The sequence below is a fragment of the Caballeronia choica genome (assembly GCF_001544535.1).
GTDB lineage: Bacteria > Pseudomonadota > Gammaproteobacteria > Burkholderiales > Burkholderiaceae > Caballeronia > Caballeronia choica.
This window is the reverse complement of record NZ_FCON02000023.1, coordinates 1-24,555: the sequence shown is the minus strand read 5'-3', so window position 1 is coordinate 24,555 and position 24,555 is coordinate 1. Positions and strand designations below refer to the sequence as shown.

The window sequence follows — 24,555 nt, the reverse complement described above, 5'->3', positions numbered from 1 at the left end:
GCGTACCGCTTTCAAGCTTACTGCATACCGACGCCATCGAAGCGGACATAGCCGAGCGGCTCGATCTTCATGTCCGTCACCTTCTTGCTGACGGGCTGGTAGACGGTCGAGTGAGCGATCGGCGAGAACGGCAGTTGCTGCGCGAAGATCTGCTGCGCGTCGGTGTAGACCTTGGTGCGCTGCGCAACGTCGCTTGACACGCGGCCCTTGCTGACCAGGTCGTCGAACGGCTTGTAGCACCACTTCGAGAAGTTGCTGCCCTTCACCGCGTCGCAGCCGAGCAGCGTGCCGAGCCAGTTGTCGGGGTCGCCGTTGTCGCCCGTCCAGCCGATCAGCAGTGCGTCGTGCTCGCCCGCATGCGCGCGTTTCAGGTATTCGCCCCATTCATACGAGACGATATTCGCCTTCACGCCGATCTTCGCCCAGTCGGCCTGGATCATCTCGGCCATCAGACGCGCGTTCGGGTTGTAGGCGCGCTGGACCGGCATCGCCCACAGCGTGATTTCGAAGCCGTTCGGGAAGCCCGCCTTTGTCAGCAGTTCCTTGGCCTTCGCGGTGTCGTAGGACTGGCCCTTCAGGTTCTTGTCATAGGACCACTGCGTCGGCGGCATCGGAGCGACGGCCGCCTGCCCCGCGCCCTGATACACCGATTCGATGATCGCCTTCTTGTTGATCGCCATGTCGAGCGCACGGCGCACGTCGGTGTTGCCGAGGTTCTTCTTCGTCACGTTGTACGCGACGTAACCTTCGTTGAAGCCCGCCTGCGACGGCGTATCCAGGTTCGATGCCGCCTTCAGCGACGCGATGTCGCCCGGACGCGGATAGCTCATCACCTGGCATTCGTTGTTCTTCATCTTCTGGACGCGCACGGCGGCATCCGGCGTGATCGAGAAGATCAGCTTCGAGATCTTCACTTCGTTCGGCTTCCAGTAGTCGGGATTGCCGTCGAAGCGGATGGTCGCGTCCTTCGTGTAGCTGCGGAAAATGAACGGACCGGTGCCGACCGGGAACTGGTTGAGGTCGGCCGGCTTGCCGTCCTTCAGCAGCTTGTCGGTGTATTCAGCCGAGAGAATCGACGCGTATTCCATCGCCAGGTTCTGGATGAACGGCGCGTTGACTTCCTTCAGCGTGAACTTGACCGTGTACGGATCGACCTTTTCGACCTTCGTGATCAGCTTGTCGAGGCCCATGTCGGTGAAGTACGGGAACTGGGTCGGATAAGCCTTCCGGAACGGCTGGTTCGGATCGAGCATGCGGTTGAACGTGAACAGCACGTCGTCCGCGTTGAATTCGCGCGTCGGCTTGAAGAACGATGTCGTCTGGAACTTCACGCCGTGGCGCAGATGGAACGTGTAGGTCAGGCCGTCCGACGAGACGTCCCACTTTTCCGCGAGACCTGGCTCGACCTTCGTGCCGCCGCGCTCGAATTCGACGAGGCGGTTATACACGGTGAACGTGTTCGCGGTGAAATCGACACCCGTGGTGTACTGAGCGGGATCGAAACCGGCCGGGCTGCCTTCCGAGCAATACACCAGCGTCTTGTTGGGAATCGACGCGGCGGCGTTGGCGGCGGTCGCTGCAAAGAGCGATGCCGTGACGGCGGCGCCTACGAGCATCGAGATACGAGCGGCTCGCAACAGGCCATTGTTTTTCATGTTTCCTCCAGGTTCGGTGCTGGCTTGAGCCAGCGTAGCGCGATATTACTGAGCTTTACCGGCCCGAACAAGGCAACGGAGTTCGCGGCGAAATCCGTGTGTGCCAGTCCTGGCGCGGCAAGGCGTGACGACATGGGCGGTGTGCGAAACACACGCGATGAATGGCTGTTCGGCTCCGGTTTCCGCGCATCGGGCATTTCCGCGCGAATCTGTAAGGAACGCTTTCTGATCGGGGAAACGATGCATCCTGCGACGCGCACCAAGGCGAGCGAATCGGCGGACGGAAAACCGGCTCGACGGCGAATTCGGGCGCTACCGTAGCATGAACAAATTCAACGCGCGCGGTTGATTTTGTGGGGGTTTTCCGCGATTCGCGGATTTCGATACGGTTTGGTTATTGATGATGTTCAGGCGTGATAGGTCGGAGCGCGAAATATTGGTTTTGGTGGGTTTGAGGCGAGGGAGCGGAAGGTGAAACAACGGGATTCGAGGCCGAGCGAAAGCGTTACACGCTCACGCTGGCGGTCGAATTGCATAGTGAAATCCAATGGCCGCAACGACTGGAACCACGAGCAGTTGCGCGATGATCAGCGCCCTGAACGCCTTTGTTTGCCAAAGCGTATTGAACAAAATGGCAACCACGACATTAGATTAACCAGAACGATTACCCAAATGGCCCCAGACGGATCGTCCGTTATCACTGACAGCAACGCGCGCATGTGCTCGTTCAATGGTTGGACTCCGCAAGACAATCGTGGACGTGCGACGAACGGGAAGCCGCGCGCCGAACTTCGCGAAAACCAGGGTAGTTTTGCATCTTAGAGATTCGGCTGAGATAGATAATATGAGCCGATGGCGTGAAGCACAGGCATGAAAAGAAGACAGACGAAAGCCACGGGAAAATAGAAACGCGACCGACGAATCGCCTTGAACAAGCCGCTCGCGGCAACGAAAAAAGATAGCATGGCTAACGTCCCGAATAGATCACTATCGGCAAGAAACGACAAATATGTTTGCATTAGTATCTGGCGCCTAACGGTTGAACTCGAAGAAATTCCATCTATACAATTCGAATTCTTTGAGAAAATTTGCAACGTTGCGTCCAGTAATGTCGTTTTTGTAATCCCAACCGACGCCGCTCGGCGAATAACTGCCCGTTTCGGGTTTCACGCCGGCGTATGAACCGTTTTGCGGATCGGCCCGATTCATGCCAAGCACTCGCAAGAAGGTAGTGAGCGGTCGAACTATCACCCCGCTGGAATTGCCTTGCATCACCGAAATATTCGAAGCGCTTTTGCTGATTACCAATTGAACGTGGTGCGCAATGCCAGCCCAATCATTTGCTTGGGCCAGAATGTCGCCCGGAAGCAGTGCGTCCGGCCCGCTGACTCTCACGGTGTTCGAGCCTGATCGCTGCATGTCCGGAGCGCCGTAGGTCAATTCCACCATATCAGCAAATCCATACATGCTGGAATCGTATTGGCCGTGCTCAGGTTTCCCGTACAGTTCCATATTCCGATACGTTCGCACGCCATCAGTCAACTTGATCGGCAGCCCATTCGACGCGGCGTACTGAATCAATACGCGCAATGCGAAATCTTCGCAGGTGAATCGGTTGGCATGAATATCGCCGTTTTTTGACCAGTACTGCTCGCCTCGGATTTGTTCGGCGAGAATCGGTACCGAAGCGCGGTAATCGGCAACTTCTGCATCGGTCCATTGCCGAGTTGTCTTCCAAAATATCTTGAGCTTGACGACATGAGGCCGAGTGTCGCTCTTCGGCGTGAGAGGCGCGGTAGCGACTGTGGACATTACTCGCTCCGATAGTTGATATGCAGTTTGATGGACTCGCCACTGTTACCAGCGACAATCGGTGTTCTGCCTTCAGGCGTGGTCGTGATTTCTCGAACGTCACCGGCGGGTGTTTGAAGGTGGACAAGCACGCCTTGGAGAGGGACTCCGTCCTGGTCGATCAACTGAAAGTGCTGGTCGTAGCCAGGCGACGTTGGCGAGTCAGGTGGCACGACGGCTTCAGCGGCGCTCTTTGCGCCCGCCGAATCTCGAGTTGTCGCGAGAAAGATGCCTGGATTGCCGCCAACGATGACGCGGTTCTTGCCGCATGGACACAAAACAAGGTCACCGTCGACAACGACGTCTCGCCCCCTCTCCGACATTCCCTTGCCGGTCCCAACTATCTTGAATGAGCCCTTGCAGGTACCACAAGTGGCCTCATCGCCGCTTAGAGCGACTTTCTTCTTGTCATCGTGGATGGTGGACGTGAAGGCAATAACAAATCCGCCTGTCGTGGTCGGGTCGCCGTGTCGTATCGCCGCCTTACGCATAAGTACGCCCCACATGCGAGCGGACGGTGGCAGCCGGTTCTTCAGCCCGCGCCCCAATGATCGTGGCCTTGATAATGGTTTTGTCTGCGGGCATTCGGGCCTCTAGTCACTCGGAGTTTGAATAAACCGAGGCTAGAGAAAACGGGGCACAGCCGGATATACGAAATATCCGATTCACACCGCGCGAGCGTTACTCGCCTCGCGCACTGTTTTTATCGACGTCGTCCTTCACACGCCCTTCAACTCCAGCCGCTCGCAAATCACCTTCGTCGCGGCCGCCCCGTTCAGCGTATAAAAATGCAGCCCCGGCGCGCCCTGCTCGACAAGCCGGCCGCACAAATTCGTCACCACATCGAGCCCGAACGCGCGGATCGCCTCGCGGTCGTCGCCGTAGCTTTCCAGCCGGCGCGCGATCCACTTCGGCACTTCCGCGCCGCACATCTCCGAAAAACGCATCAGTTGCGTGAAGTTCGTGATCGGCATGATGCCGGGCACGATCGGCACATCGACGCCGAGCTTGCGCGCTTCATCGACGAAACGGAAATACGCGTCGCCGTTGTAGAAGTACTGCGTGATCGCGGAATTCGCGCCCGCCTGCACCTTGCGCACGAAATTCTCGAGGTCCGCGCGCGGCGAGCGCGCTTGCGGGTGATATTCCGGATACGCGGCCACTTCGATGTTGAACCAGTCGCCATGCTCCGCGCGGATGAAGCTCACCAGTTCCGACGCATAACGCAGTTCGCCGACTTCGCCCATGCCCGAAGGCAAATCGCCGCGCAACGCGACGATATGGCGGATGCCGTTCTCGCGGTACTGTCCGAGAATCGCGCGCAGGCTTTCCTTCGACGACCCGATGCACGACAAATGCGGCGCAGCTTCCAGGCCTTGCTTCGCCATGTCGATGACGGTATCGAGCGTGCCTTGCTGCGTCGAGCCGCCCGCGCCGAAGGTCACGGAAACGAACTTCGGCTTGAGTTGCGCGAGTTGCGCACCCGTGGCGCGCAGTTTGTCGACGCCTTCCTGCGTTTTCGGCGGAAAGAATTCGAATGAAAGTTCGATCGGTTTCATGATGATCCGAGTACGAGTGGCGCTCGACGCGTCACCCGATGTTGCGCTGGCCGAAGATCAGCGCCGACAGCAGCCACGACACGATGCTGTAGAGAATCGAGCCGAAGAACGCCGACCAGAAACCCGAAACTTCGAAGCCCTTCAGCAGCGACGCGCACAGCCAGAAACACAACGCGTTCACGACCAGGATGAAGAGTCCGAGCGTGACGATCGTCACGGGCAGCGTGAGCAGGATCAGGACCGGACGCAGCACCGCATTGATGAGGCCGAGCACGATCGCGACAATCAGCGCGGTGCCGAAACTGCGGATGTGAATCGACGGCACGAGATAGGTGATGATCAAGAGCGCAAGCGCATTGATCAGCCATGTCAGCAGCACGGTCATCGAGGTTTCTCCGGTTGATGGGTACGGCATCTGTCAACACGGGCAAGGGCTTGCCGCCCTCGCCCGTGGCTTGTTGCTGCTTCGGCGCCCCGATGAAGCGCTGATTAATAGCGATGGTTAATAGCGATAGTGGTTCGGCTTGAACGGACCGTTCTTGTCGACACCGATGTAGCCCGCCTGCTCGTCGGACAGCACGGTCAGCTCGGCACCGATGCGGCCCAGATGCAGGCGCGCGACCTTTTCATCAAGATGCTTCGGCAGCACGTAGACCTTGTTCTGGTACTCGCTGCCGCGCGTGAACAGTTCGATCTGCGCGAGCGTCTGGTTCGTGAACGAGTTCGACATCACGAACGACGGGTGGCCCGTCGCGCAGCCCAGATTCACCAGGCGCCCTTCAGCCAGCAGGATGATGCGCTTGCCGTCCGGGAAAATGATGTGATCGACTTGCGGCTTGATGTTGTCCCACGTGTACTGGCGCGTCGACGCGATATCGATTTCGGAATCGAAGTGGCCGATGTTGCAGACGATCGCGTTATTGCGCATCGCCTTCATGTGATCGTGGTTGATCACGTGATAGTTGCCGGTGGCCGTCACGAAGATGTCGCCCTTGTCGGCGGCGTATTCCATCGTCACGACGCGATAGCCTTCCATCGCCGCCTGCAGCGCGCAGATCGGATCGATTTCCGTCACCCACACGGTCGCGCCGAGACCGCGCAGCGATTGCGCGCAGCCCTTGCCCACGTCGCCGTAGCCCGCGACGATCGCGATCTTGCCGGCGATCATCACGTCGGTGGCGCGCTTGATGCCGTCGACGAGCGATTCGCGGCAGCCGTACAGGTTGTCGAACTTCGATTTCGTGACCGAATCGTTGACGTTGATCGCCGGGAACGGCAGACGGCCTTCCTTCTCCATCTGATACAGGCGATGCACGCCGGTCGTGGTTTCTTCCGTCACGCCCTGGATGTGCGCGAGGCGCGTGGAATACCACGTCGGGTCGGCGTCGAGGTGCGATGCGATCGACTTGTACAGCGCGACTTCTTCCTCGTTGGTCGGCTTGGCGATCACCGAGCGGTCCTTTTCGGCCTTCGAGCCCAGGATCAGCAGCAACGTGGCGTCGCCGCCGTCGTCGAGGATCATGTTCGCGAATTCGCCGTTCGGCCATTCGAAGATGCGGTGCGAAAACTCCCAGTATTCGTCGAGCGATTCGCCCTTGAACGCGAACACCGGCGTGCCGCCCGCGGCGATGGCGGCGGCGGCGTGATCCTGCGTCGAGAAGATGTTGCACGATGCCCAGCGCACGTCGGCGCCGAGCGCCGTCAGCGTTTCGATGAGCACGCCGGTCTGGATGGTCATGTGCAGCGAACCGGCGACGCGCGCGCCTTTCAGCGGCTGTTGCGCCTTGTACTCTTCGCGCGTCTGCATGAGGCCGGGCATTTCGGTTTCGGCGATGTCGAGTTCCTTGCGGCCCCAGGCAGCAAGCGACATGTCGGCGACAACGTAATCGGTGGAATTCTTGGAATCGATGACTGCGGCGTTCATCACGCCCTCCTTTCTAAATAAGCTAGAAATGTTGACGTGAGCGCCGTTCGATGCGGCGGATCAATGAGCGCTTATCGCGCTTTCGAACCGTCCGGATTGAATGCTCCGAGCCTGGCGGTTTCCTCTTGCGGAACCGTCGCAACGCTCCTCGGAAGCGAACGCAGATTGTAGCAAAAATGTGCGAAGGATTTCGCGGGCGCGCGGCCCGGACTTTTATGCGCCCGCTGACTGGCTAGAAGGGCAAAATCGACAGCAACGGCGCAATCAGCACCATCACGACACCGGCGATCATCATCGTCAGGCTGGCGACGACGCCTTCCTCGCTGCCCAGTTCCCGCGCCTTCGCCGTCCCGACGCCGTGCGCCGCCGCGCCGAACAGCGCGCCGCGCGCAAGCCGCGAGCGCAACGGCACGAGCGCGAGCACGATCTCGCCGAACAGCATGCCGCAGACGCCCGTCGCGATGACGAACAGCGCGGTCAGGTCCTTCGGCGCGTGGATCTTGTCGGAGACGGCGAGCGCGAACGGCGTGGACACCGAGCGCGTCGCGAGGCTGCGCTGCAGTTCCGGCGACAGATGCAGCAGCTTCGCCAGCACGAGCGAGCCGCCGACGGCCACCAGAATCCCGACCGTCACGCCCACCGACAGCGAAATCCAGTGGCGCCTGAGCAACTGCCGGTATTCGTAGATCGGCACGGCGAACGCGACCGTTGCCGGGCCGAGCAGCCACATGAGCCAGCGCGTGTCGGCGAAGTAGACCGGATAGGGAATCCGCGCGACCAGGACGAACACCGCCAGGACGGCCGGCACAGCCAGGAGCGGCGTGAGCCACGGGCTCCGGAAACGCGCGTAAAGGCGCTTCGACGCGAAATACAGCGCGACCGTCAGCACGAAACAGCCCGCCGCGATGAGGCGCGCGGCGTCGTCGGCGAACAGGGAGTCGTAGAAGTGGGTCATGACGGCGCCTCCGCGATGAGTCGTCAGGCGCGCGCGGCGTGGCGCGCGACCATCGCGCGGCGCAATTCGAGGTGCCGTTCGAGGCGCACAGCCCGATCGACGGCGAACGCCACCGCGACCATCACCATCAGCGTCCCGCCGACCACGACGAGCGCGAGCCGCCAGCCGTCTTCCCTGAAAAGGCCGCCGTATTGCACGGCCGCGACCGCGGCGGGAATGAAGAACAGCAGCATGTCGGCGAGCAGCCAGTCGGCGCCCGCTTTCACCCAGCGCGGCGCAACGCCGCCGCAGAACAGCAGCGCGAGCAGCGCCAGCAAGCCGACGACACCGCCCGGCACCGGCAACGCCAGCTTCCGCGCGATGCAATCAGCGACAAACCAGATCGCGGCCAGCGCCGCGCTTTGCAGCGCGATTCGCACAAACCGGCCGAACGCACCACCCGAGCCGATGGCATTCGATAAGACGGCGATGAGATAGGACATGGCGGGCCTCGCAGTGACTTAGGGTTAACCTGTAGACCGAGTATAGGGCGCACTTAAACATAATAAAAATGACTTAAACTTATCTGAAACATTCCATTTCGGAATCTGGAGCAGGCGATGGAACTTCGGGCGCTGAGGTATTTCGTCGAGGTCGTGAAGCAGAAGAGCTTCACGGGCGCGGCCGAGCAAATGTTCGTGACGCAGCCGACCATCAGCAAGATGGTGAAGGCGCTCGAAGACGAAATCGGGTCGCCGCTGCTGTTGCGCGAAGGCCGCCAGATGGTGCTCACCGACGCCGGCCAGATCGTCTACGACCGCGGATTAGACGTGCTCGCCGCGCACGCGCGGCTGGAGGCGGAACTGAACGACCTCGGCACCTTCGGGCGCGGCACGCTGACAATCGGCATCCCGCCGATGGGCGGCACGCTTTTCACGCCGGCGATCGCCGCGTTCCGCCAGCGTTATCCGAAGGTCGAACTGAAGCTCTTCGAGCGCGGCTCGAAAGCGATCGAGGCGGCGCTCCTCGACGGCGAAATGGAACTCGGCGGCGTGCTCCAGCCCGTCGATCTGGCGCTGTTCGACGTGATGCCCGTCAGCCGGCAGTTGCTGTGGCTCGTCGCGCAAAAGGGTTCACGGTGGGACCCGGAAACCGAAATCCCGCTCGCCGATCTCGCCGCCGAACTGTTCGTTTTCTATGGCGAAAGCCTCGCGTTGAGCGACATCGTGCTGAACGCGTGCCGCGAAGCGGGCTTTACGCCGACGATCGTCGGGCGCAGCGGACACTGGGATTTCATGGCGGCGCTGGTGCAGGCAGGCGTCGGCATTGCGCTGTTGCCCGCGCCGTACTGCCGCCGTCTCGATGCCGACGCGTTCACCTGCCGGCCGGTCGTCGCGCCGGAGATTCACTGGGACATGGCGGTCGGCTGGCGGCGCAACGGATACTTGTCGCATGCGGCGCGCGCGTGGCTCGACGTCGCGCGGCAGACCTTGCCCGCCAATCTGGGCCACGATTTCCTGACGGCGGAACGGTTCCCAGCGAGAAGTCGCGACGACAAGGCACCCTAAAACCGCGTCCCCAATTAGAAAAACGCCGCCCGCTTGCGCGGAACGGCGTTTTTCACGCAGGGCGATGCGACCGCATCGCCCCGAAACCTACTTATTCCTGCCCTTTGAACTCGATGCGGCGGTTGGCGAAACGTCCGCTTGCCGTCGAGTTGTCCGCGACCGGATTGGCATCGCCGAAACCTTGCGCCGTCAATGCATCGGCGGGAACGCCGTGCTTGACGAGATACGCGCGCACCGCTTCCGCACGCTTCTTCGACAGCGCCAGGTTCGACTGAGCCTTGCCAACGTTGTCCGAATAGCCGCCGATTTCCATCTTCACCGTCTTGCCGGCAGTCGCGCAGTTCTTCAGCAGTTCAGCCGACTTCGCGAGCGCCAATTGTGCGTCTTGCGGCGGCACATCCGAACCCGTTGCGAAGTTGATCACCTGCAGGTTCAGCACCTTCGCGACATCGCCCGCGACGCAGTCGTCCGACTTGAACGCGCTGAACGCGCTCATGAACGTATCCTTCGCGCTAGCGACTGCTTGCTTGACGTCGAACGTGCCGATCGTGAAGCCCGCGCCGAACAGGTTCTTCAGCTTGTCGAGCCAGCCGAGCTTCGCGTCAGCGGCCGTGCCGCTCAGTTCGATCTTCTCGCCCGCCAGCTTCACTTCCGCGCCGGGCAATGCCATCAGCGGCAGCAGGCCCTGAAGCTTGTCGAGCCACGAAGCCGGCTTCGTTTCCGGATCGACCGTGATGTTCGCGTTGAACTTGCCTTCGCCGAACTTCGCCGTCAGTGCGTCGACCAGCGTCTTCTTCTCGGCTTCGCTGCCGACCGTCGCGATGAGCGTCGGCACGCCAGCCTTGTCGACGGAGAACGTCAGCAACGCGTCTTTCGTCGGCACCGGGGCGGGCGCGGGTTCGGAAGCGGGCGCGGGCGCCGAAGCGGCGACGGCCATCGATGCCTCCGAAGCGGCGGCGGCCGGCTCGGCGACCGGTTGCTTCTCCACTACGCAGCCGCGGCCCAGCAGGATCGCGAGCAGCGCGAGCGCGGCCGCGACCGCGAGCCACCACCATTTCTTCTTGCTCGCCTTTTCCTGGACGACGACCTTGTCCATCGAGTGGTTCACCGCCGACACGCGTGCGGTCTGCGTCGACGGGTGCTCCAGATGCGACGACACCGCCTTCATCTGCGCGGCCACGCCGGCGAGGAAGCTGCCCGCGCCGCCCAGGCCGAGCGCGCTGGCGATCGAGTCGGTCATGCTCGACTTGACGAACGGCAGTTGATGACCGAGCAGCGTCGGCAGGGAGCCGACGTTGCCGTTGTGCTGCATGAAGTAGTGCTTGAGGACACCGAACAGCGTGGCGCCGACGACGCCCGTCAGCGCATGCGTCGCGCTCGCGGCCACGCCGGTCTGTTCGGCGACCTTGCCGCTCAGCGCTTCAAGGCGTTCGGCCGGCGCCACGACGCCCGCGAGACGCGCGCCCATGCCGAGCAGCGACTGCAGGCCGTCGCCGTGCACGAGGCCCGGCAGTTGCTCGACGATGTTCGCGTTCGTGTCCGGCGACATGATCGATGCGAACAGGCCGCGAGCGCCTTCCGGCGAAGCCGCCTTGTTCATTAGCGAACCGACCAGCGCCGGCGCCACCAGGCCAACCACGCGCTTCGCGGCCTCCGGTGCCACGCCGAAGCGCGTCGCGAGCTGCTGCAACACGCTTTCGGTCAAAGCGCCCTGTACCAATTGAATAACATTAATGCTCATGAATTGCTTTCCTCGAAATGCGTGATTGCACAGCAGCCCCATTTGGGCGGCGCTGATTATAGGATCGGGTTTCCATAGTTCAGGTTGTCTAATTAAAAAATCGGATTTACCTCAACTTGGCCTTCACGCGCGGCCCGCAACGATCCAGCGCCGATGGGCAACACACATGAGAGCGCGTTTTTGCACGAGGATTTCCTCTAGGCGTCGAACCATCGCGCGACCTATGATTTGTAAATTCGAGATAATCGGATGCGGCTTTTCGATGCTTCGCCGGCGACGCCAAATTGGTTTCCAGCGCCGTCACGATTCGCGCGAAACCATCCGTCCGCGATGAGGGGAGACAGTCGATGAATGCACTTTCAGAGGCGCCGCGTTTTGGCGCGACACACGAAGTCGTCAACCAGGTGCCGCCGCTCGCGGACTACGACATGCTTGCGAGCGATCCAGCCTTGCGCGCCGCCGTCGAGCGCGAAGGGGCAGGCTGGCACGCGGAAGCGCTCGCGCGCGACGGCCTCGCGCTCACACGGCCCGAAGTGCTCGCGCTCGCCGATCTCGCCAATCGCCACGAGCCGGAACTGAGCACGCACGACGCGCGCGGCGAGCGCATCGACGCGATCGAATTTCATCCGGCGTGGCACTCGCTTCTTGCGCTCCTGCGACGCGAAGGGCTGCAGGCGCTGCCGTTCGAAGCGCCGAAACCGGGTGCGATGGCCGCGCGCTGTGCCGGCTACTTCCTGCACGGGCAGCTCGAATCGGGTTCGCTCTGCCCGATCACGATGACGTTCGCCAGCATTCCGGTGCTGCAAAAAGAACCGGCGCTCTACGCGACCGTGCGCGATGCGCTGCTGTCACGCGAACACGATCCGCGCGATATCCCGCTGAGTGCCGGCAAGCGCTCGATGATGATCGGCATGGGCATGACTGAGAAACAGGGCGGCTCGGACGTGCGCAGCAACCGGACCCGCGCTCATGCAACGGGCACGCCCGGGCGCGGCGGCGAGTACCGGCTGATCGGCCACAAGTGGTTCTTTTCGGCGCCCCAGTGCGATGCGCATCTGGTGCTCGCGCGCGCCGGCGAAAGCGACGCGCTCTCGTGCTTTTACGTGCCGCGCTTCACCCCTGAAGGCAGCAAGAACGCGGTGCAGGTGCAGCGTCTGAAGGACAAGCTCGGCAACCGGTCGAATGCGAGCAGCGAAGTCGAATTCCTCGATGCGTACGGCGTCATGATCGGCGACGAGGGGCGCGGCGTGCCGACCATCATCGAGATGGCGAACCACACCCGGCTCGACTGCGTGATCGGCAGCGCCGCGCTGATGCGCGCCGCGCTCGTGCAGGCGATCCATCACGCGCGGCATCGCAGCGCATTCGGCGCGAAGCTCGTCGACCAGCCGCTGATGCGCAACGTGCTCGCGGACCTCGCGCTCGAATCGGAAGCGGCGACGGTGCTCTTCATGCGTCTCGCGGGCGCGTTCGAAACCAGCGCCGCCGCTGATGCTGCCCCGGAAGAGCGCGCGTGGCGGCGGCTCGTGACGCCGGCCGCAAAATTCTGGGTCTGCAAGCGGGCGCTCGAATTCACCGGCGAGGCGATGGAAGTCTGGGGCGGCAACGGTTACGTCGAGTCCGGGCCGATGGCGCGTTTCTATCGCGAGGCGCCGGTGAATTCGATCTGGGAAGGTTCGGGCAACGTGATGTGCCTCGACGTGCTCCGCGCGTTCGAGCGCGAGACCGACGCCGCGCATGCGCTCCTGGCGTCGTGGCACGAGACGGCGCGCGAGCATCCTTCGCTGGGTCCGGCGCTCGCGGCGCTCGACGAGGCGCTCAAAAGCGATCCCGCCACGCGCGAGGCATCCGCGCGGCGCATCGTGCAGCAATTGGTGCTGACCGCGCAGGGGGTGTTGCTCGCGAAGCACGCACCGGCCGAAGTCGCCGATGCGTTCATCGAAACGCGTCTCGGGGATGCGCGTGGCGAGACTGGCCGCGTATATGGGACGCTGCCGGCGCGCTTCGATCACGCGGGGTTGATTGCGCGGGCTTTTGCGTTGTAGTTGTCGTGACGAGCGGCAAGCCGAGGGGCACCGCGCCGGTCGCTCATCGCAGCAAACGGCGCCGCTCCGCACCCTCTCCCGCCGCCTCGCCATTTTCCAGCCGATACAGCCAGGCCAGCATTTCCGCCACAGCCTGATAAAGCGCGGGCGGAATGCGCGCATCGAGATCGACCTGCATCAGCAGCGACACCATCTCCGGCGACTCATGCACATACAGCCCCGCTTCCTTCGCGCGCTGCACGATCATTTCCGCGACGATTCCGTAGCCCTTCGCCACCACGCGCGGCGCGGTGTCGCGGTTCGGGTTGTCGTAGGCGAGCGCGGTCGCCTGCTTGCGCACGTCAGATGGATGGTTCCAATCCCGTTCGCTCACGATCCCGCCCCTTTCGCCGCGGGCGGCGCGCGAAACAGATGTTCGAGCGGCGACGGCACCGGCTTGCGCGCCGCACGCCCGTTACCGCCCGCCGCGAGCGAATCGGCGTCTCCATCGAGCGAGCCGTCGACCGCGCGAATCGACAGCCCCGCCAGCCCGATACCCGCCGCCGCGAGTTGCTGGCGAAAGCCGTCGCCATCGGCGGCGAGGCGCGCCGCGCCGTGCGCGCTCGCATTGATCCGCGCGACGAGCTTCTGCCCAGTCAGGACGAGATCGGCATCGACAGTGCCGAGCGTCGGCAGCGACAGCGTCACGCGCGTGCGCCACGGCCGCTCGGCCTCGGGATCGCCGTCCGGCACGCGGGCATCGCGCTCCTGCTGCGCGATTTCCCACTCCAGGCGCGCGCCCGGCCAGGCTTCGCCGGACCAGCGGAACTGGTCGGTGGCAAGCACGTCGAGTTGCTGGCGCACGAGCGGAATCGTCGACGGATGGACGCCCGCGAGCAGCGCCGCCCGCATCGCGGACGCCTGCGGCACGTCGGGTGGCGCTGCTGCTGCGGCGGGCGGCGTCACGGAAAACACCGACACGGGCGCGTCGCGCACCGACTCCGCGAGCGCCGCTGCCTGCTGCGGATTGCGCGGCAACGCGACGGTGTGAACGGGCGCCTGCAAGTCGGGCGAATCGGCCATGTTGCGTAGCGGACGCGGCGCGGCCGGGTCGTCGAGCCACGCATCGGTGGCGGCGGGCTGATCGGGGACATCCAGGGCGAGCGCCAGCGCGTCTGGATCGACGCGCGCCTGCGGCTCGTCCGCGAGCGACGCGGCCGGGCGCTGGCCTGCCAGCCACTCGACCAGATGGGATTCGTAGAACAGACCGCTGTCGCCGACGGTTTTCGCGAGCGCGACCGCCAGCGCGCTGGCCGGCAATGGCGGCGCAGGCTGGCTGAGGGCGCGCGCGGCCGATGCCTGCGCGGCTGCCGCCAGGGGATTCGACGCAAACGCGGTATCGAAGAGGCCGCCCGACAGCGTGGCGAACGCGCTTGCCGGTCGCGGCGCGGTCGGCCAGAGCGGCGCATCGCCCGTGAGCGGCGGCGTGCCGCCTCCGCCGAAGCGCGAGATGGCGTCGAGCGTGCGCGCGACGCTGCTGAGCGCCGTCTGTGCCGACGGCCCAGCGCCAGCGGACGCGTTGTTCGGCGCACTGGCGGCAGTGCCCGACTGGATGTCGACGAAGAGGCGGGACGTGCCGGCCTGCATCGCCGTCTGGCCGGCGGTCGCGCCGGCCGCCGGACGGATCGCGGACAGCAGGAGCTCGAACCGGCTGGCGAGCAGCGTGGCGATCGCGGGGTCGAGTCCAGTCATGCCTGTCTCCTTTGTCGATCAGAGTTGGCGCTTTAGCGCCTTACTCTGATCCCATGCAGAGCGGTCGATCAGAGTTGGCGCTGTCGGCCAGAGTTGGCGCTTTAGCGCTTACTCTGGTCCCATGCGCCTTACTCCGATCCCATGCAACGCGGTCGATCAGAGTTGGCGTTTTGGCGCCTTACTCTGATCCCATGCAGAGCGGTCGATCAGAGTTAGCGCTTTAGCGCCTTACTCCGGTCCCATGCAGAGCGGTCGGCCAGAGCTAGCGCTCCAGCGCTTACTCTGGTCCCATGCGCCAGCCCTGATCCCATGCAACATAGTTGCCATGAGACTGCGGGACGCGCGCCGAACAAAACCTCCACTACGCCTACCGCAGTCCCATCATCTTCTTCAGCACGCGCGCCGGACGATTCGTCGTGAACAACGCCGACAGCCGCGCCAGCGACGGCGATGTGAGATCGCGAATAGCGGCGTCGTCGGCGAGGATCTTCCTGACGAGGTCGAGCTTGCGCGCCTTCGCGCTCTCGTCGAGATCAGAGCCGCCGTCCACTTCCTTCAGCCGGTCGACGAGTTCGCGGTACGCGGCCTGCATCGCTTTCAGCTCGCTCCACTCGCCGCCGCGCGCCGCCACGAGCATCTGGCTGGACAGGGCGGCAATGGCCTCGTAGTGCTCGAAATATTCTTGAGTTGTCTTCATTCTTGTCAGGCATGTGCTGCCGCATGCGCCGCCGCGTTCACTTGCGCATTCGCGGCCGCCGTTTGCGCCGCTTCCGGTCCGATTCCCACCCAGGCTTCCTCGAGCGTCGCGAGCAGGCCGTCGACCTCCATCAGCATCTGCTCGTCCTCCTGCAGGTTCGCCGCCAGGAGCCGCCGGGTCATGTAGGTGTAGAGCGTGTCCAGCCGCTCGGCGATCTCGCCGCCCGCTTCCTTGTTCAGCGCGACCTGCAAGCCGCTCTCGATGATGCCGATCGCCTTGCTGACCGCCGTCCCGCGCGCGCCCACATCGCCTTGCTGCAGATGCATCCGCGCCTGCGCGATCGCCTGACGCGCGCCCTGATAGAGCATCACGATCAGCCGGTGCGGGCTTGCGCCCGTTACGCCCGTCTGAACGCCCACGCGCGCATAGGCGCTGGCTCCTGCGTGTCCTGGGGAATACATCCGTGGTTCTCCTTGTGCGTGCCGATACACGGTCGTGTCCGGCGGTCTCCGGCACGAACGAACGTGCCTTCTCGGGCGCCAGCCGGGCGGTCACCGGTATGAATCGATGCCGCCGACGAAACCGCGCCGCGCGTCCCGCCATGCGCCGCCCTTCGTCGTGCCATTACCGGGGTTATCGGAAAAACGCGGAAAAGCTTTAGGGCACAAGGCAAAACCCGCCGCCGGCGCGACGCCGCAAGCCGCGGCGTTCGTGCGGTTCGTCAGACGGCGATCTGCATGATGTCGTTGTAGGCCGAGACGAGCTTGTTGCGCACCTGCAGCCCGAACTGCAGGCCGACGTTCGCCTTCTGCATGTCGACCATCACGTCGTTGAGCGACACGTTCGGCGCGCCGACTTCGAACGCGTGCGCTTCGCCGAGTGCCTTGGTCTGGTTGTCGCTGATCTTGTCGATCGACGACTTGAGCGCGTCGGCGAAGCTGGTCGCGCTGACCGCGCCCGATGAGGTGCCCGACGAGCCGCCCGTGACGCTGCCTGTCGCGACCGTTGCGCCGGCGCCGCCGGCGGCCTGCGTCGCCATCGATTGCAATGCGGCGAGCGCGGAACCCAGCGGGTTGATGGAAAGATTCATGTCTGCTCCGAGTGACCAGGGAAAACCGGCTGCTGCACGTATCGAGGGGTGCTGCGGGACGTTCGAACCGGGGCTGTCCCAGAGCCACAGACAAAAGGTGCACATCCTGTCTGGGCGGTTCGTCGATGTGGTGTGGCCGATTACGAAAAAGGATAGCAGCGGGCCTTTTCTCAAAGCCTTTAAAGAGCGGGTAAAACCCGGCTCTGTTCACCGAATCAACTTGCTTTCATCTGCGGATAATCCAGTCGTGAAAAGTCTTCATTGGGCGCCTCAAACAGAGCGCGACCGGAAGATAACCAGTTTCGGAGAGCTTCGACGCAATGGAAACGCCCAACAATTCCCTGATCACGCCCGACGCCAGAATGGGCCTGGCCGGCGCGCAGCCCGGTGGCGCCGGGGCTGGCTCCGGCCTCGGCGGCGGCTCGGACTTCGGCGGCTTCGCGCAGCGCATGCCGATGCTGTCGCAATTCCGCTCGAACCCGCGCATGCCGCTGATCGTCGCCGTCGCGTTCCTGGCGATGGTCGTGGCCGGCCTCGTCATGTGGTCGCGCCAGCCGGATTACCGCGTGCTGTTCTCCAACCTGTCCGACCGCGACGGCGGCGCAATCGTTGCCGCGCTCCAGCAGGGCAACATTCCGTACAAGATCGCCGATGCGGGCGGCGCGATCCTGGTGCCGTCGGAACAGGTCCACGAAACGCGTCTGCGGCTCGCGAGCCAGGGCTTGCCGAAAAACGGCTCGGTCGGCTTCGAATTGATGGACAACCAGAAGTTCGGCATCAGCCAGTTCGCCGAACAGGTCAACTACCAGCGCGCGCTGGAAGGCGAACTCGAAAAGACGATCGGCTCGATTTCGTCGGTGAAGACGGCGCGCGTGCATCTCGCCATTCCGAAGCCGACCGTGTTCGTGCGTGAAAAGGAACTCCCGACCGCCTCGGTCATGGTCAATCTCTACCCGGGACGCGTGCTCGACGAAGGCCAGGTGCTGGCGATCGCGCACATGGTGTCGGCGGGCGTGCCGGACATGCCGGTCAAGAACGTCAATATCGTCGACCAGGACGGCAACCTGCTCACGCAGCAAAGCGCCGTCAACGGGCTCGACGCGTCGCAGCTCAAGTATGTCCAGCAGATCGAGCACAACACGCAAAAGCGCATCGACGCGATCCTCGCGCCGCTGTTCGGCGCCGGCAACGCGCGCTCGCAGGTGAGCGCCGACATCGATTTCTCGAAGATGGAGCAGACCGCCGAGAGCTACGGCCCGAACGCGAATCCCCAGCAGACGGCGATCCGCAGCCAGCAGTCGAGCGAATCGAACGAAAGCTCGGGCGCGGGCGCGTCGGGCGTGCCGGGCGCGCTGTCGAACCAGCCGCCGCAGGCGGCGTCGGCGCCGATCGTCGCGGCGGCCTCCGATGCAACGGGCGCGCCTGTCAAAACGACGCCCGTCAACCAGCGCAAGGACACGACCACGAACTTCGAAGTCGACCGCACGGTGCGCCATTTCGAGCAGGCGACGGGCGGCATCAAGCGGCTGTCGGTGGCGGTGGTGGTGAACTACGAGAAGCAGGTCGACGCGAAGGGCCACGTCACGATGACCCCGCTTTCCGCCGACAAGCTCGCGCAGGTCCAGCAATTGGTCAAGGACGCAATGGGCTACGACGAAAAGCGCGGCGACTCGGTGAACGTCGTCAACAGCACGTTCTCGGGCGAGCTCGTCACGACGCCCGATGTGCCGTGGTGGCGCACGCCGGAGATGATCGCGTGGGGCATCCAGCTCGCGAAATATGTGGGCATCGGCGTGGTGGCGCTCTTCCTCTACTTCAGCATGGTCAAGCCGGCGATGCGCCGCGCGTTCCCGCCGCCCCCGCCGCCCTCGGCGCTTGGGGCCCCGGATGAGCTGTCGCTCCTCGACGGTCCGTCGATGCAGGAAACGAAGAACGAAGAAGCAAAGGATGCCGAGGTGAGTCTCCTTGGCAATGAGAGCAGCAAGGCGAAATTCGACCGCAACCTCGACTACGCGCGCATGGTCGCGCGGCAGGACCCGAGAATCGTTGCCACGGTCGTCAAGAACTGGGTGTCCGATGAACGCTGAAGGCCTGAATAAAGCCGCCCTCCTGCTGATGTCGATCGGCGAGGAAGAAGCCGCCGAAGTCTTCAAGTACCTCGCCCCGCGCGAGGTGCAGAAGATCGGCGCGACGATGGCGTCGCTCAAGAACGTGACGCGCGAGCAACTCGACCACGTGATGACCGAATTCGTGCACGAGGCCGAGCAGCACACGGCGCTCTCGCTCGATTCGAGCGACTACATCCGCTCGGTGCTGACGAAGGCGCTCGGCGAGACCAAGGCCGGCGCGCTGATCGACCGCATCCTGCAGGGCAGCGATACGAGCGGTATCGAGGGCCTGAAGTGGATGGACTCGGGCGCTGTCGCGGAGTTGATCAAGAACGAGCATCCGCAGATCATCGCGACGATTCTGGTTCACCTCGACCGGGACCAGGCATCGGAAATCGTCGCGCTGCTCTCCGACCGGCTGAGGAACGACGTGCTGCTGCGGATCGCGACGCTCGACGGCATCCAGCCGGCGGCCTTGCGCGAACTCGACGACGTGCTGACGACGCTCCTCTCCGGCAGCGACAACCTGAAGCGCGCGCCGATGGGCGGCATCCGCACAGCGGCGGAAATTCTCAACTTCATGTCGAGCAACCAGGAAGAATCGGTGCTGGAAACCGTCAAGGAATACGACGCGGAACTGGCGCAGAAGATCATCGACCAGATGTTCGTCTTCGAAAACCTGCTCGATCTGGAAGACCGCGCGATCCAGTTGCTGCTGAAGGAGGTGGAATCGGAGGCGCTGATCGTGTCGCTCAAGGGCGCGCAGCCGGCGCTGCGCCAGAAGTTCCTCGCGAACATGTCGCAGCGCGCCGCCGAACTGCTCGCGGAAGACCTCGATTCGCGCGGTCCGGTGCGGGTATCGGAAGTCGAGCAGCAGCAGCGCAAGATCCTGCAGATCGTGCGCAATCTCGCCGAGAACGGCCAGATCCAGCTAGGCGGCAAGGCGGAGGACGCGTATGTCTGACGCCGCCCGCACCCACAAGCCGCAACTCTCGGCGTATCAGCGCTGGGAGATGGCATCGTTCGATCCGGTCACGGTCGACACCCGCGCCGCCGACCAGGCCGCGCTCGAAGCACACCTGCGCCGCGTGAAGGACGATGCGCACGCGCAAGGGCTGGCGTCCGGGCACGTCGCGGGTCAGGCGATGGGCTATCAGGCCGGCTACGAACAAGGTCTCGCAAAAGGTTTCGAGGACGGTCGCAAGCAGGCGCTCGCCGAAGCCGCGCGCCTCGCCGATCTCGCCGACGCGTTCAAGACCGCGCTGCAAGCCGCCGACGCGGTGGTCGCGGAATCGCTGACGGCGCTCGCGCTCGACATCGCGCAACAGGTCGTGCAGCAGCACATCGCACTCGATCCGACGGCGCTGCTTGCCGTCGCCCGTGAAGTGATCGCCGCCGAGCCGGCGCTGTCCGGCGCGCCGCATCTGACGGTGAATCCGGCGGACCTGCCGGTCGTCGAAGCGTATTTGCAGGAAGAATTGCAGGCCGCCGGCTGGAGCGTGCGCACCGATCCCGCGATCGAGCGCGGCGGCTGCCGCGCGCAATCCGCGACCGGCGAAATCGACGCGACCAACGTGACGCGCTGGGAGCGCGTCGCGCTCGCGCTCGGAAGGACACAACCGTGGTGAACATGAACACGCCAATTCCGACTCACGCACACGCACACCCGCCCGCCGCCCGCCGCATCACGCAGGACGGCTTGAGCGAACTGGAACAGGAGATCGCGCGGGCGTCGTTCGGGCCGCTTCTCGGTGAGCTGGAAGATGTCGCGCCGAACTTCGAGGAACGCGCGGCGCAGACCATCGTCCAGCTTGCCAATCTCGCCGCGAATCCGCATCTCGACGGCTGGCGCGCCCAACTCGACGCGCTTCGGGCGCGCACCGCGATCGCCCGTCCGATGCGACCGTGCGGGCGCCTGACGCGCGCCGCCGGCCTCGTGCTGGAGGCGGTCGGCTTGCGGCTCGGCGTCGGTTCCGAATGCATGATCGAGCTGCCCGCCGGCAGTTCGATTCCGATGGCCGAAGCCGAAGTGGTCGGCTTCTCGGCCGACAAGCTGTTCCTGATGCCGACCACCGAAGTGTCCGGGCTCTTGCCGGGCGCACGCGTCTATCCGCTGGAAAGCGCGCCGATCGACGATCCGATGGCGGGCGCCAAGCGCTTGCCGGTGGGCTGGGAAATGCTCGGACGCGTCGTCGACGCGTCGGGGCGGCCGCTCGACGGACTCGGCCCGCTCGGAGCCAGGGTCGATGCGCCGCTCACTGCGCCGACCATCAACCCGCTGAACCGCGAGCCGATTCACAAGGTGCTCGACGTCGGCGTGCGCGCGATCAACTCGCTGCTGACGGTCGGACGCGGCCAGCGCATGGGCCTGTTCGCCGGCTCGGGCGTCGGCAAATCGGTGCTGCTCGGCACGATGGCGCGCTACACGAGCGCCGAAGTGATCGTGATCGGCCTGATCGGCGAACGCGGCCGCGAAGTGAAGGAATTCATCGAACAGATTCTCGGCGAGGATGGCCTCGCGCGCTCGGTGGTCGTGGCCGCGCCGGCCGACGTCTCGCCGATCCTGAGGATGCAGGGCGCGACCTACGCGACCTCGCTCGCCGAATATTTCCGCGACCAGGGCAAGCACGTTCTCCTGCTGATGGATTCGCTCACCCGCTATGCGATGGCGCAGCGCGAGATCGCGCTCGCGATCGGCGAGCCGCCCGCGACCAAGGGTTATCCGCCGTCCGTGTTCGCCAAGTTGCCGGCGCTCGTCGAGCGCACGGGCAACGGGCCGGAGGGCGGCGGATCGATCACTGCGTTCTATACCGTATTGACGGAAGGCGACGATCAGCAGGACCCTATCGCCGATTCAGCGCGCGCGATTCTCGACGGCCACATCGTGCTGTCGCGAACGCTGGCGGAAGCCGGCCACTACCCCGCGATCGACATCGAAGCGTCGATCAGCCGGGCGATGACCGCGCTGATCGACGACAGGCATCTCGACCGGGTGCGTATGTTCAAGCAGATGCTGTCCCGCTATCAACGCAACAGGGATCTGATCAACGTGGGCGCGTATTCCAGCGGCCGCGACGCGCTGCTCGACCGCGCGATCGCGCTTTATCCGCGCATGGAAGCATTCCTGCAGCAGGGATTTCGCGAGCAGGCGGAATTCGAGCCGAGCCTCGCCCAACTCGACCAGCTATTCGACCAAGGAAGTTGAGGAATTTGAAGCCCATGTCCAAACACCTGCCGATCAAGACCTTGATCAACCTCGCGGAAGAAGAACTCGAAGCCGCCACCAAGAAACTCGGCAAGCTCCAGCAGGAGCGGAACGCGATCGAGGCGCAACTGGATGCGATCGTCAACTATCGCGACGAGTACCACGTGCGCTTCACGGCGTCCGCGCAAGCGGGCACGAACGCCCAGACCCTGCGCAACTTCCAGGCGTTCGTCGATACGCTCGATTCGGCGATCGACCAGCAGCGCGCGCTTTTCGCGGCGGCCGAGCAGCGGCTCGACGCCGGCAAGAACGAATGGCGTCTGCGCAAGCAGAAGCTCGGTTCGTATGAAGTGCTCGCGGCGCGCGGCGAAGCGGTCTTCGCGAAGAAGACCGCGCGCGTCGAGCAGCGCGACGCCGACGAACATGCCGCGAAGATGCTGCGCATGCGGGCCGAGAAGGCCTGACGCGCGGGCGCGGAAACTCATCATCAGGATCAAAGAGGTCAAGCATGTCGTTGTCGTCTGTATCGTTTGGCAGCGCGCCCGTCGGCGCGACGTCCCCGGTGTCGAAGGGGAAAGCGGCGTCGTCGTCGCGCGACGAAGGCGCACTCACCTCGTTCGGCATGACGCTGCAAGGCATGACCGACAAGGCGAACGCCCAGGCGCTGGCGGCGGCATCGGCGGCTGCATCGGCGGCTGCATCGGCGGCTGCATCGGCGGCGAATTCGGCGGTGCCGCGCACGAGCGTTCACGACGCGCCCAAGCCGGAGGATAAAAGCGCCTCGGACTCCAGCAGCGACGCGGACGAAACGCAGGCAGCCGGCGAGAGCGATCAGGCGGGCAAGAGCACAAACGCGAACTCGAACGCAGGCAAGACCGACAAGCCGGACGCATCCACGGATGCAGCGAACGCGAAGGGCCCAAGGCGGCAAGCGACTCATGCAGATGCGAACGCCGACGCCAAGGCCGCCGCGGATGCCGCGGCTGCGCTCGCGAAGGCCCGCGCGGACGCCGCCAATGCCGGCGACGCTTCTGCTCCGACGCTCGCCGATCTGGCGACAGCGGCTCAATCGACGGCAACCGCCGCAGCCGATGCGAGCGGCACGAGCGACACCGCTACGACGCCCGGCTCGACGCATAAATCCGCCGATTCGAAGTCGGCGCAGGATGCGTTGCAGGCGGCGCTCGCGGCAATGAACAATCCGACAGCGGCTGTGGTGCCGGCGCCGCAGGCTAATGCGTCTGCATCGGCGGCCAACGCCAACGCGGCCGGTAACGCGGGCAGTGGCTCTGCGAAGGCAGGCCAGACGACCGGTCTCGGCGCCGTGCTCGGCGACGGCAAGAACGCCGGCGCGCCGGGTTCACCGGCTTCACCGAACGACGCCGCATCGCTCGCGAATGCGCAGGCTGCGTCCCTCACGGTGCAGCCTGACGACAGCACGGCCGCCTACAAGCAAGCCGCCGACGCGTCCGCGCACGCGAGCGCGCTGCAGGCGGCATCGGCGGCATCGGCGAATTCGGCGGCAACGAACGTGCAGGGCACGCTGGCATCGGCGACGAGCGCTGCGATTACGCCGCACGTCGGCAGTTCAGGCTGGGACGATGCGTTCAGCCAGAAGGTGGTGTTCTTGTCGAATGCGCATACGCAGAGCGCCGAACTGACGTTGAATCCGAAGGACCTCGGGCCGCTCCAGGTCGTGTTGCAGGTTGCCGACAACCACGCTCACGCGCTTTTTGTGTCGCAGCATGCGCAGGTGCGCGAGGCCGTCGAGGCGGCGTTGCCGAAGCTGCGCGAGGCGATGGAAGCGAATGGCATCGGGCTTGGCAGTACGAGCGTGAGCGATGGGTTCGCGCGCCAGTCGGGGCAATCGGCGGGGCGGGATTCGGGGCGCGGTGGACGGGATGCGGGCAGCGGCGGGATCGGGGACGCGGGCGGCATCGGGGGGATGGCGGTGACGGCAAACGCGCCGTTGCGACGCACTGTGGGACTGGTTGATACATTCGCCTGAGATTGGCCGCTGGCGCTTGGGGTGGGGGTGGGGGTGGGGGTGGGTTTGGGTTACACCGTCTGATGCACTCAGGCTTCTATGGAACTTGTTTTGTTTTTAGTTTATTAGCTCTGCCCCTGTCCGGGGCGGGACTCACTTTCTTTGCTGCTGCAAAGAAAGTAAGCAAAGAAAGCAGCTTTCCAACGCAAATCCTTGCCATGCGCCGCTAGCCCGTTCCCTCGGAGTGGTCCAACCGGGGGAGTGTCGTCAGCGAGGTTTCCCCGTTGTTGGCATGTAGAAAAGGCGCGCACGTCGCACCGCTATACGGAGTGGATCAGCAGTCATTCATCCGTCCTGGCACTTCGTGCCCGACGACAGGTCTCCTAGGAGTCTGCGCGGCAGAAGCCGCGCTGTCATCCGATTGCCTGTTGTGAACGTTGTAGGCAGATGACGACGAGCT

At 64.2% G+C, this 24,555-nt stretch carries 22 protein-coding genes and 1 riboswitch; of the genes, 8 read left to right on the top strand and 14 right to left on the bottom strand.

Annotated elements, in window-relative coordinates; genetic code table 11:
• Window positions 1–17: 17 nt before the first annotated feature.
• The 8 genes from AWB68_RS13040 to AWB68_RS12995 all read right to left on the bottom strand — a co-directional run bounded on the left by AWB68_RS13040 (window position 18) and on the right by AWB68_RS12995 (window position 8,426).
• Window positions 18–1,655, bottom strand: a complete 1,638-nt coding sequence (locus AWB68_RS13040; protein WP_087644767.1) for an ABC transporter substrate-binding protein — start codon at window positions 1,653–1,655, stop codon at window positions 18–20.
• Between the two features lie 1,032 nt (window positions 1,656–2,687).
• On the bottom strand, window positions 2,688–3,467 hold the full coding sequence (locus tag AWB68_RS13025) for a hypothetical protein (protein ID WP_200828687.1): 780 nt from the start codon (window positions 3,465–3,467) through the stop codon (window positions 2,688–2,690).
• Entirely contained in the window at window positions 3,467–3,997 is a 531-nt protein-coding gene (locus tag AWB68_RS13020) for a PAAR domain-containing protein (protein ID WP_087644832.1), read from the bottom strand. Before AWB68_RS13020 ends, AWB68_RS13025 begins: the two co-directional genes overlap by 1 nt.
• Before the next feature lie 228 nt (window positions 3,998–4,225).
• Window positions 4,226–5,065 (bottom strand): methylenetetrahydrofolate reductase [NAD(P)H], encoded by an 840-nt coding sequence (metF, locus tag AWB68_RS13015; protein WP_087644764.1) that lies wholly within the window; start codon window positions 5,063–5,065, stop codon window positions 4,226–4,228.
• 31 nt (window positions 5,066–5,096) lie between these two features.
• Complete coding sequence (locus AWB68_RS13010; RefSeq protein ID WP_087644763.1) at window positions 5,097–5,450, bottom strand: phage holin family protein; 354 nt, start codon at window positions 5,448–5,450, stop codon at window positions 5,097–5,099.
• 117 nt (window positions 5,451–5,567) lie between these two features.
• On the bottom strand, window positions 5,568–6,989 hold the full coding sequence (gene ahcY, locus AWB68_RS13005) for an adenosylhomocysteinase (protein WP_087644762.1): 1,422 nt from the start codon (window positions 6,987–6,989) through the stop codon (window positions 5,568–5,570).
• Between the two features lie 31 nt (window positions 6,990–7,020).
• Window positions 7,021–7,145: riboswitch (S-adenosyl-L-homocysteine riboswitch) on the bottom strand.
• Between the two features lie 76 nt (window positions 7,146–7,221).
• Window positions 7,222–7,944 carry an LrgB family protein gene (locus tag AWB68_RS13000; protein WP_087644761.1) on the bottom strand — a complete coding sequence of 241 codons (723 nt, stop codon included), beginning with the start codon at window positions 7,942–7,944 and terminating at the stop codon, window positions 7,222–7,224.
• Window positions 7,945–7,967: 23 nt separating this feature from the next.
• A complete protein-coding gene (locus AWB68_RS12995) occupies window positions 7,968–8,426 on the bottom strand; it encodes a CidA/LrgA family protein (RefSeq protein WP_125482927.1) in 459 nt (152 codons plus the stop codon).
• 117 nt (window positions 8,427–8,543) lie between these two features.
• On the opposite strand from AWB68_RS12995, the gene AWB68_RS12990 reads away from it, so the two are divergent.
• The gene (locus AWB68_RS12990; RefSeq protein WP_087644760.1) at window positions 8,544–9,491 is read left to right on the top strand and encodes a LysR family transcriptional regulator; all 948 of its coding nucleotides are present in this window, start codon (window positions 8,544–8,546) and stop codon (window positions 9,489–9,491) included.
• Window positions 9,492–9,582: 91 nt separating this feature from the next.
• Here AWB68_RS12990 and AWB68_RS12985 read toward each other — a convergent pair whose 3' ends face one another.
• Window positions 9,583–11,232, bottom strand: a complete 1,650-nt coding sequence (locus tag AWB68_RS12985; RefSeq protein ID WP_087644830.1) for an OmpA family protein — start codon at window positions 11,230–11,232, stop codon at window positions 9,583–9,585.
• A 347-nt stretch (window positions 11,233–11,579) separates the two neighbouring features.
• On the opposite strand from AWB68_RS12985, the gene AWB68_RS12980 reads away from it, so the two are divergent.
• Window positions 11,580–13,277, top strand: coding sequence for an isovaleryl-CoA dehydrogenase (locus AWB68_RS12980; protein WP_087644759.1), 1,698 nt, complete (start codon window positions 11,580–11,582; stop codon window positions 13,275–13,277).
• 43 nt (window positions 13,278–13,320) lie between these two features.
• Here the strand turns inward: AWB68_RS12980 and AWB68_RS12975 are convergent, their stop codons facing one another.
• The 5 genes from AWB68_RS12975 to fliE all read right to left on the bottom strand — a co-directional run bounded on the left by AWB68_RS12975 (window position 13,321) and on the right by fliE (window position 16,795).
• Entirely contained in the window at window positions 13,321–13,650 is a 330-nt protein-coding gene (locus tag AWB68_RS12975) for an EscU/YscU/HrcU family type III secretion system export apparatus switch protein (RefSeq protein ID WP_125482926.1), read from the bottom strand.
• Window positions 13,647–15,008, bottom strand: a complete 1,362-nt coding sequence (gene fliK / locus AWB68_RS12970; RefSeq protein WP_087644757.1) for a flagellar hook-length control protein FliK — start codon at window positions 15,006–15,008, stop codon at window positions 13,647–13,649. Before fliK ends, AWB68_RS12975 begins: the two co-directional genes overlap by 4 nt.
• Before the next feature lie 367 nt (window positions 15,009–15,375).
• Window positions 15,376–15,705, bottom strand: a complete 330-nt coding sequence (locus tag AWB68_RS12965; RefSeq protein ID WP_087644756.1) for a flagellar protein FliT — start codon at window positions 15,703–15,705, stop codon at window positions 15,376–15,378.
• A gap of 5 nt (window positions 15,706–15,710) precedes the next feature.
• Window positions 15,711–16,166, bottom strand: a complete 456-nt coding sequence (fliS, locus tag AWB68_RS12960) for a flagellar export chaperone FliS (protein ID WP_087644755.1) — start codon at window positions 16,164–16,166, stop codon at window positions 15,711–15,713.
• Window positions 16,167–16,426: 260 nt separating this feature from the next.
• Window positions 16,427–16,795, bottom strand: coding sequence for a flagellar hook-basal body complex protein FliE (fliE, locus tag AWB68_RS12955; protein ID WP_087644754.1), 369 nt, complete (start codon window positions 16,793–16,795; stop codon window positions 16,427–16,429).
• 320 nt (window positions 16,796–17,115) lie between these two features.
• On the opposite strand from fliE, the gene fliF reads away from it, so the two are divergent.
• From fliF to AWB68_RS12925, 6 genes are read left to right on the top strand one after another with little or no spacing between them, the layout of a single operon-like run.
• On the top strand, window positions 17,116–18,882 hold the full coding sequence (gene fliF / locus AWB68_RS12950; protein WP_087644753.1) for a flagellar basal-body MS-ring/collar protein FliF: 1,767 nt from the start codon (window positions 17,116–17,118) through the stop codon (window positions 18,880–18,882).
• Window positions 18,872–19,867 carry a flagellar motor switch protein FliG gene (gene fliG / locus AWB68_RS12945; protein ID WP_087644752.1) on the top strand — a complete coding sequence of 332 codons (996 nt, stop codon included), beginning with the start codon at window positions 18,872–18,874 and terminating at the stop codon, window positions 19,865–19,867. Before fliF ends, fliG begins: the two co-directional genes overlap by 11 nt.
• Complete coding sequence (fliH, locus tag AWB68_RS12940; RefSeq protein ID WP_087644751.1) at window positions 19,860–20,531, top strand: flagellar assembly protein FliH; 672 nt, start codon at window positions 19,860–19,862, stop codon at window positions 20,529–20,531. The genes fliG and fliH overlap by 8 nt, the downstream gene beginning before the upstream one ends.
• 2 nt (window positions 20,532–20,533) lie before the next feature.
• Window positions 20,534–22,108, top strand: coding sequence for a flagellar protein export ATPase FliI (gene fliI, locus AWB68_RS12935; protein WP_087644829.1), 1,575 nt, complete (start codon window positions 20,534–20,536; stop codon window positions 22,106–22,108).
• A gap of 14 nt (window positions 22,109–22,122) precedes the next feature.
• Window positions 22,123–22,572: a flagellar export protein FliJ gene (gene fliJ / locus AWB68_RS12930; protein WP_087644750.1), complete on the top strand. Its 450-nt coding sequence runs from the start codon at window positions 22,123–22,125 to the stop codon at window positions 22,570–22,572.
• A 44-nt stretch (window positions 22,573–22,616) separates the two neighbouring features.
• Entirely contained in the window at window positions 22,617–24,116 is a 1,500-nt protein-coding gene (locus tag AWB68_RS12925; protein ID WP_087644749.1) for a flagellar hook-length control protein FliK, read from the top strand.
• Window positions 24,117–24,555 lie beyond the last annotated feature (439 nt).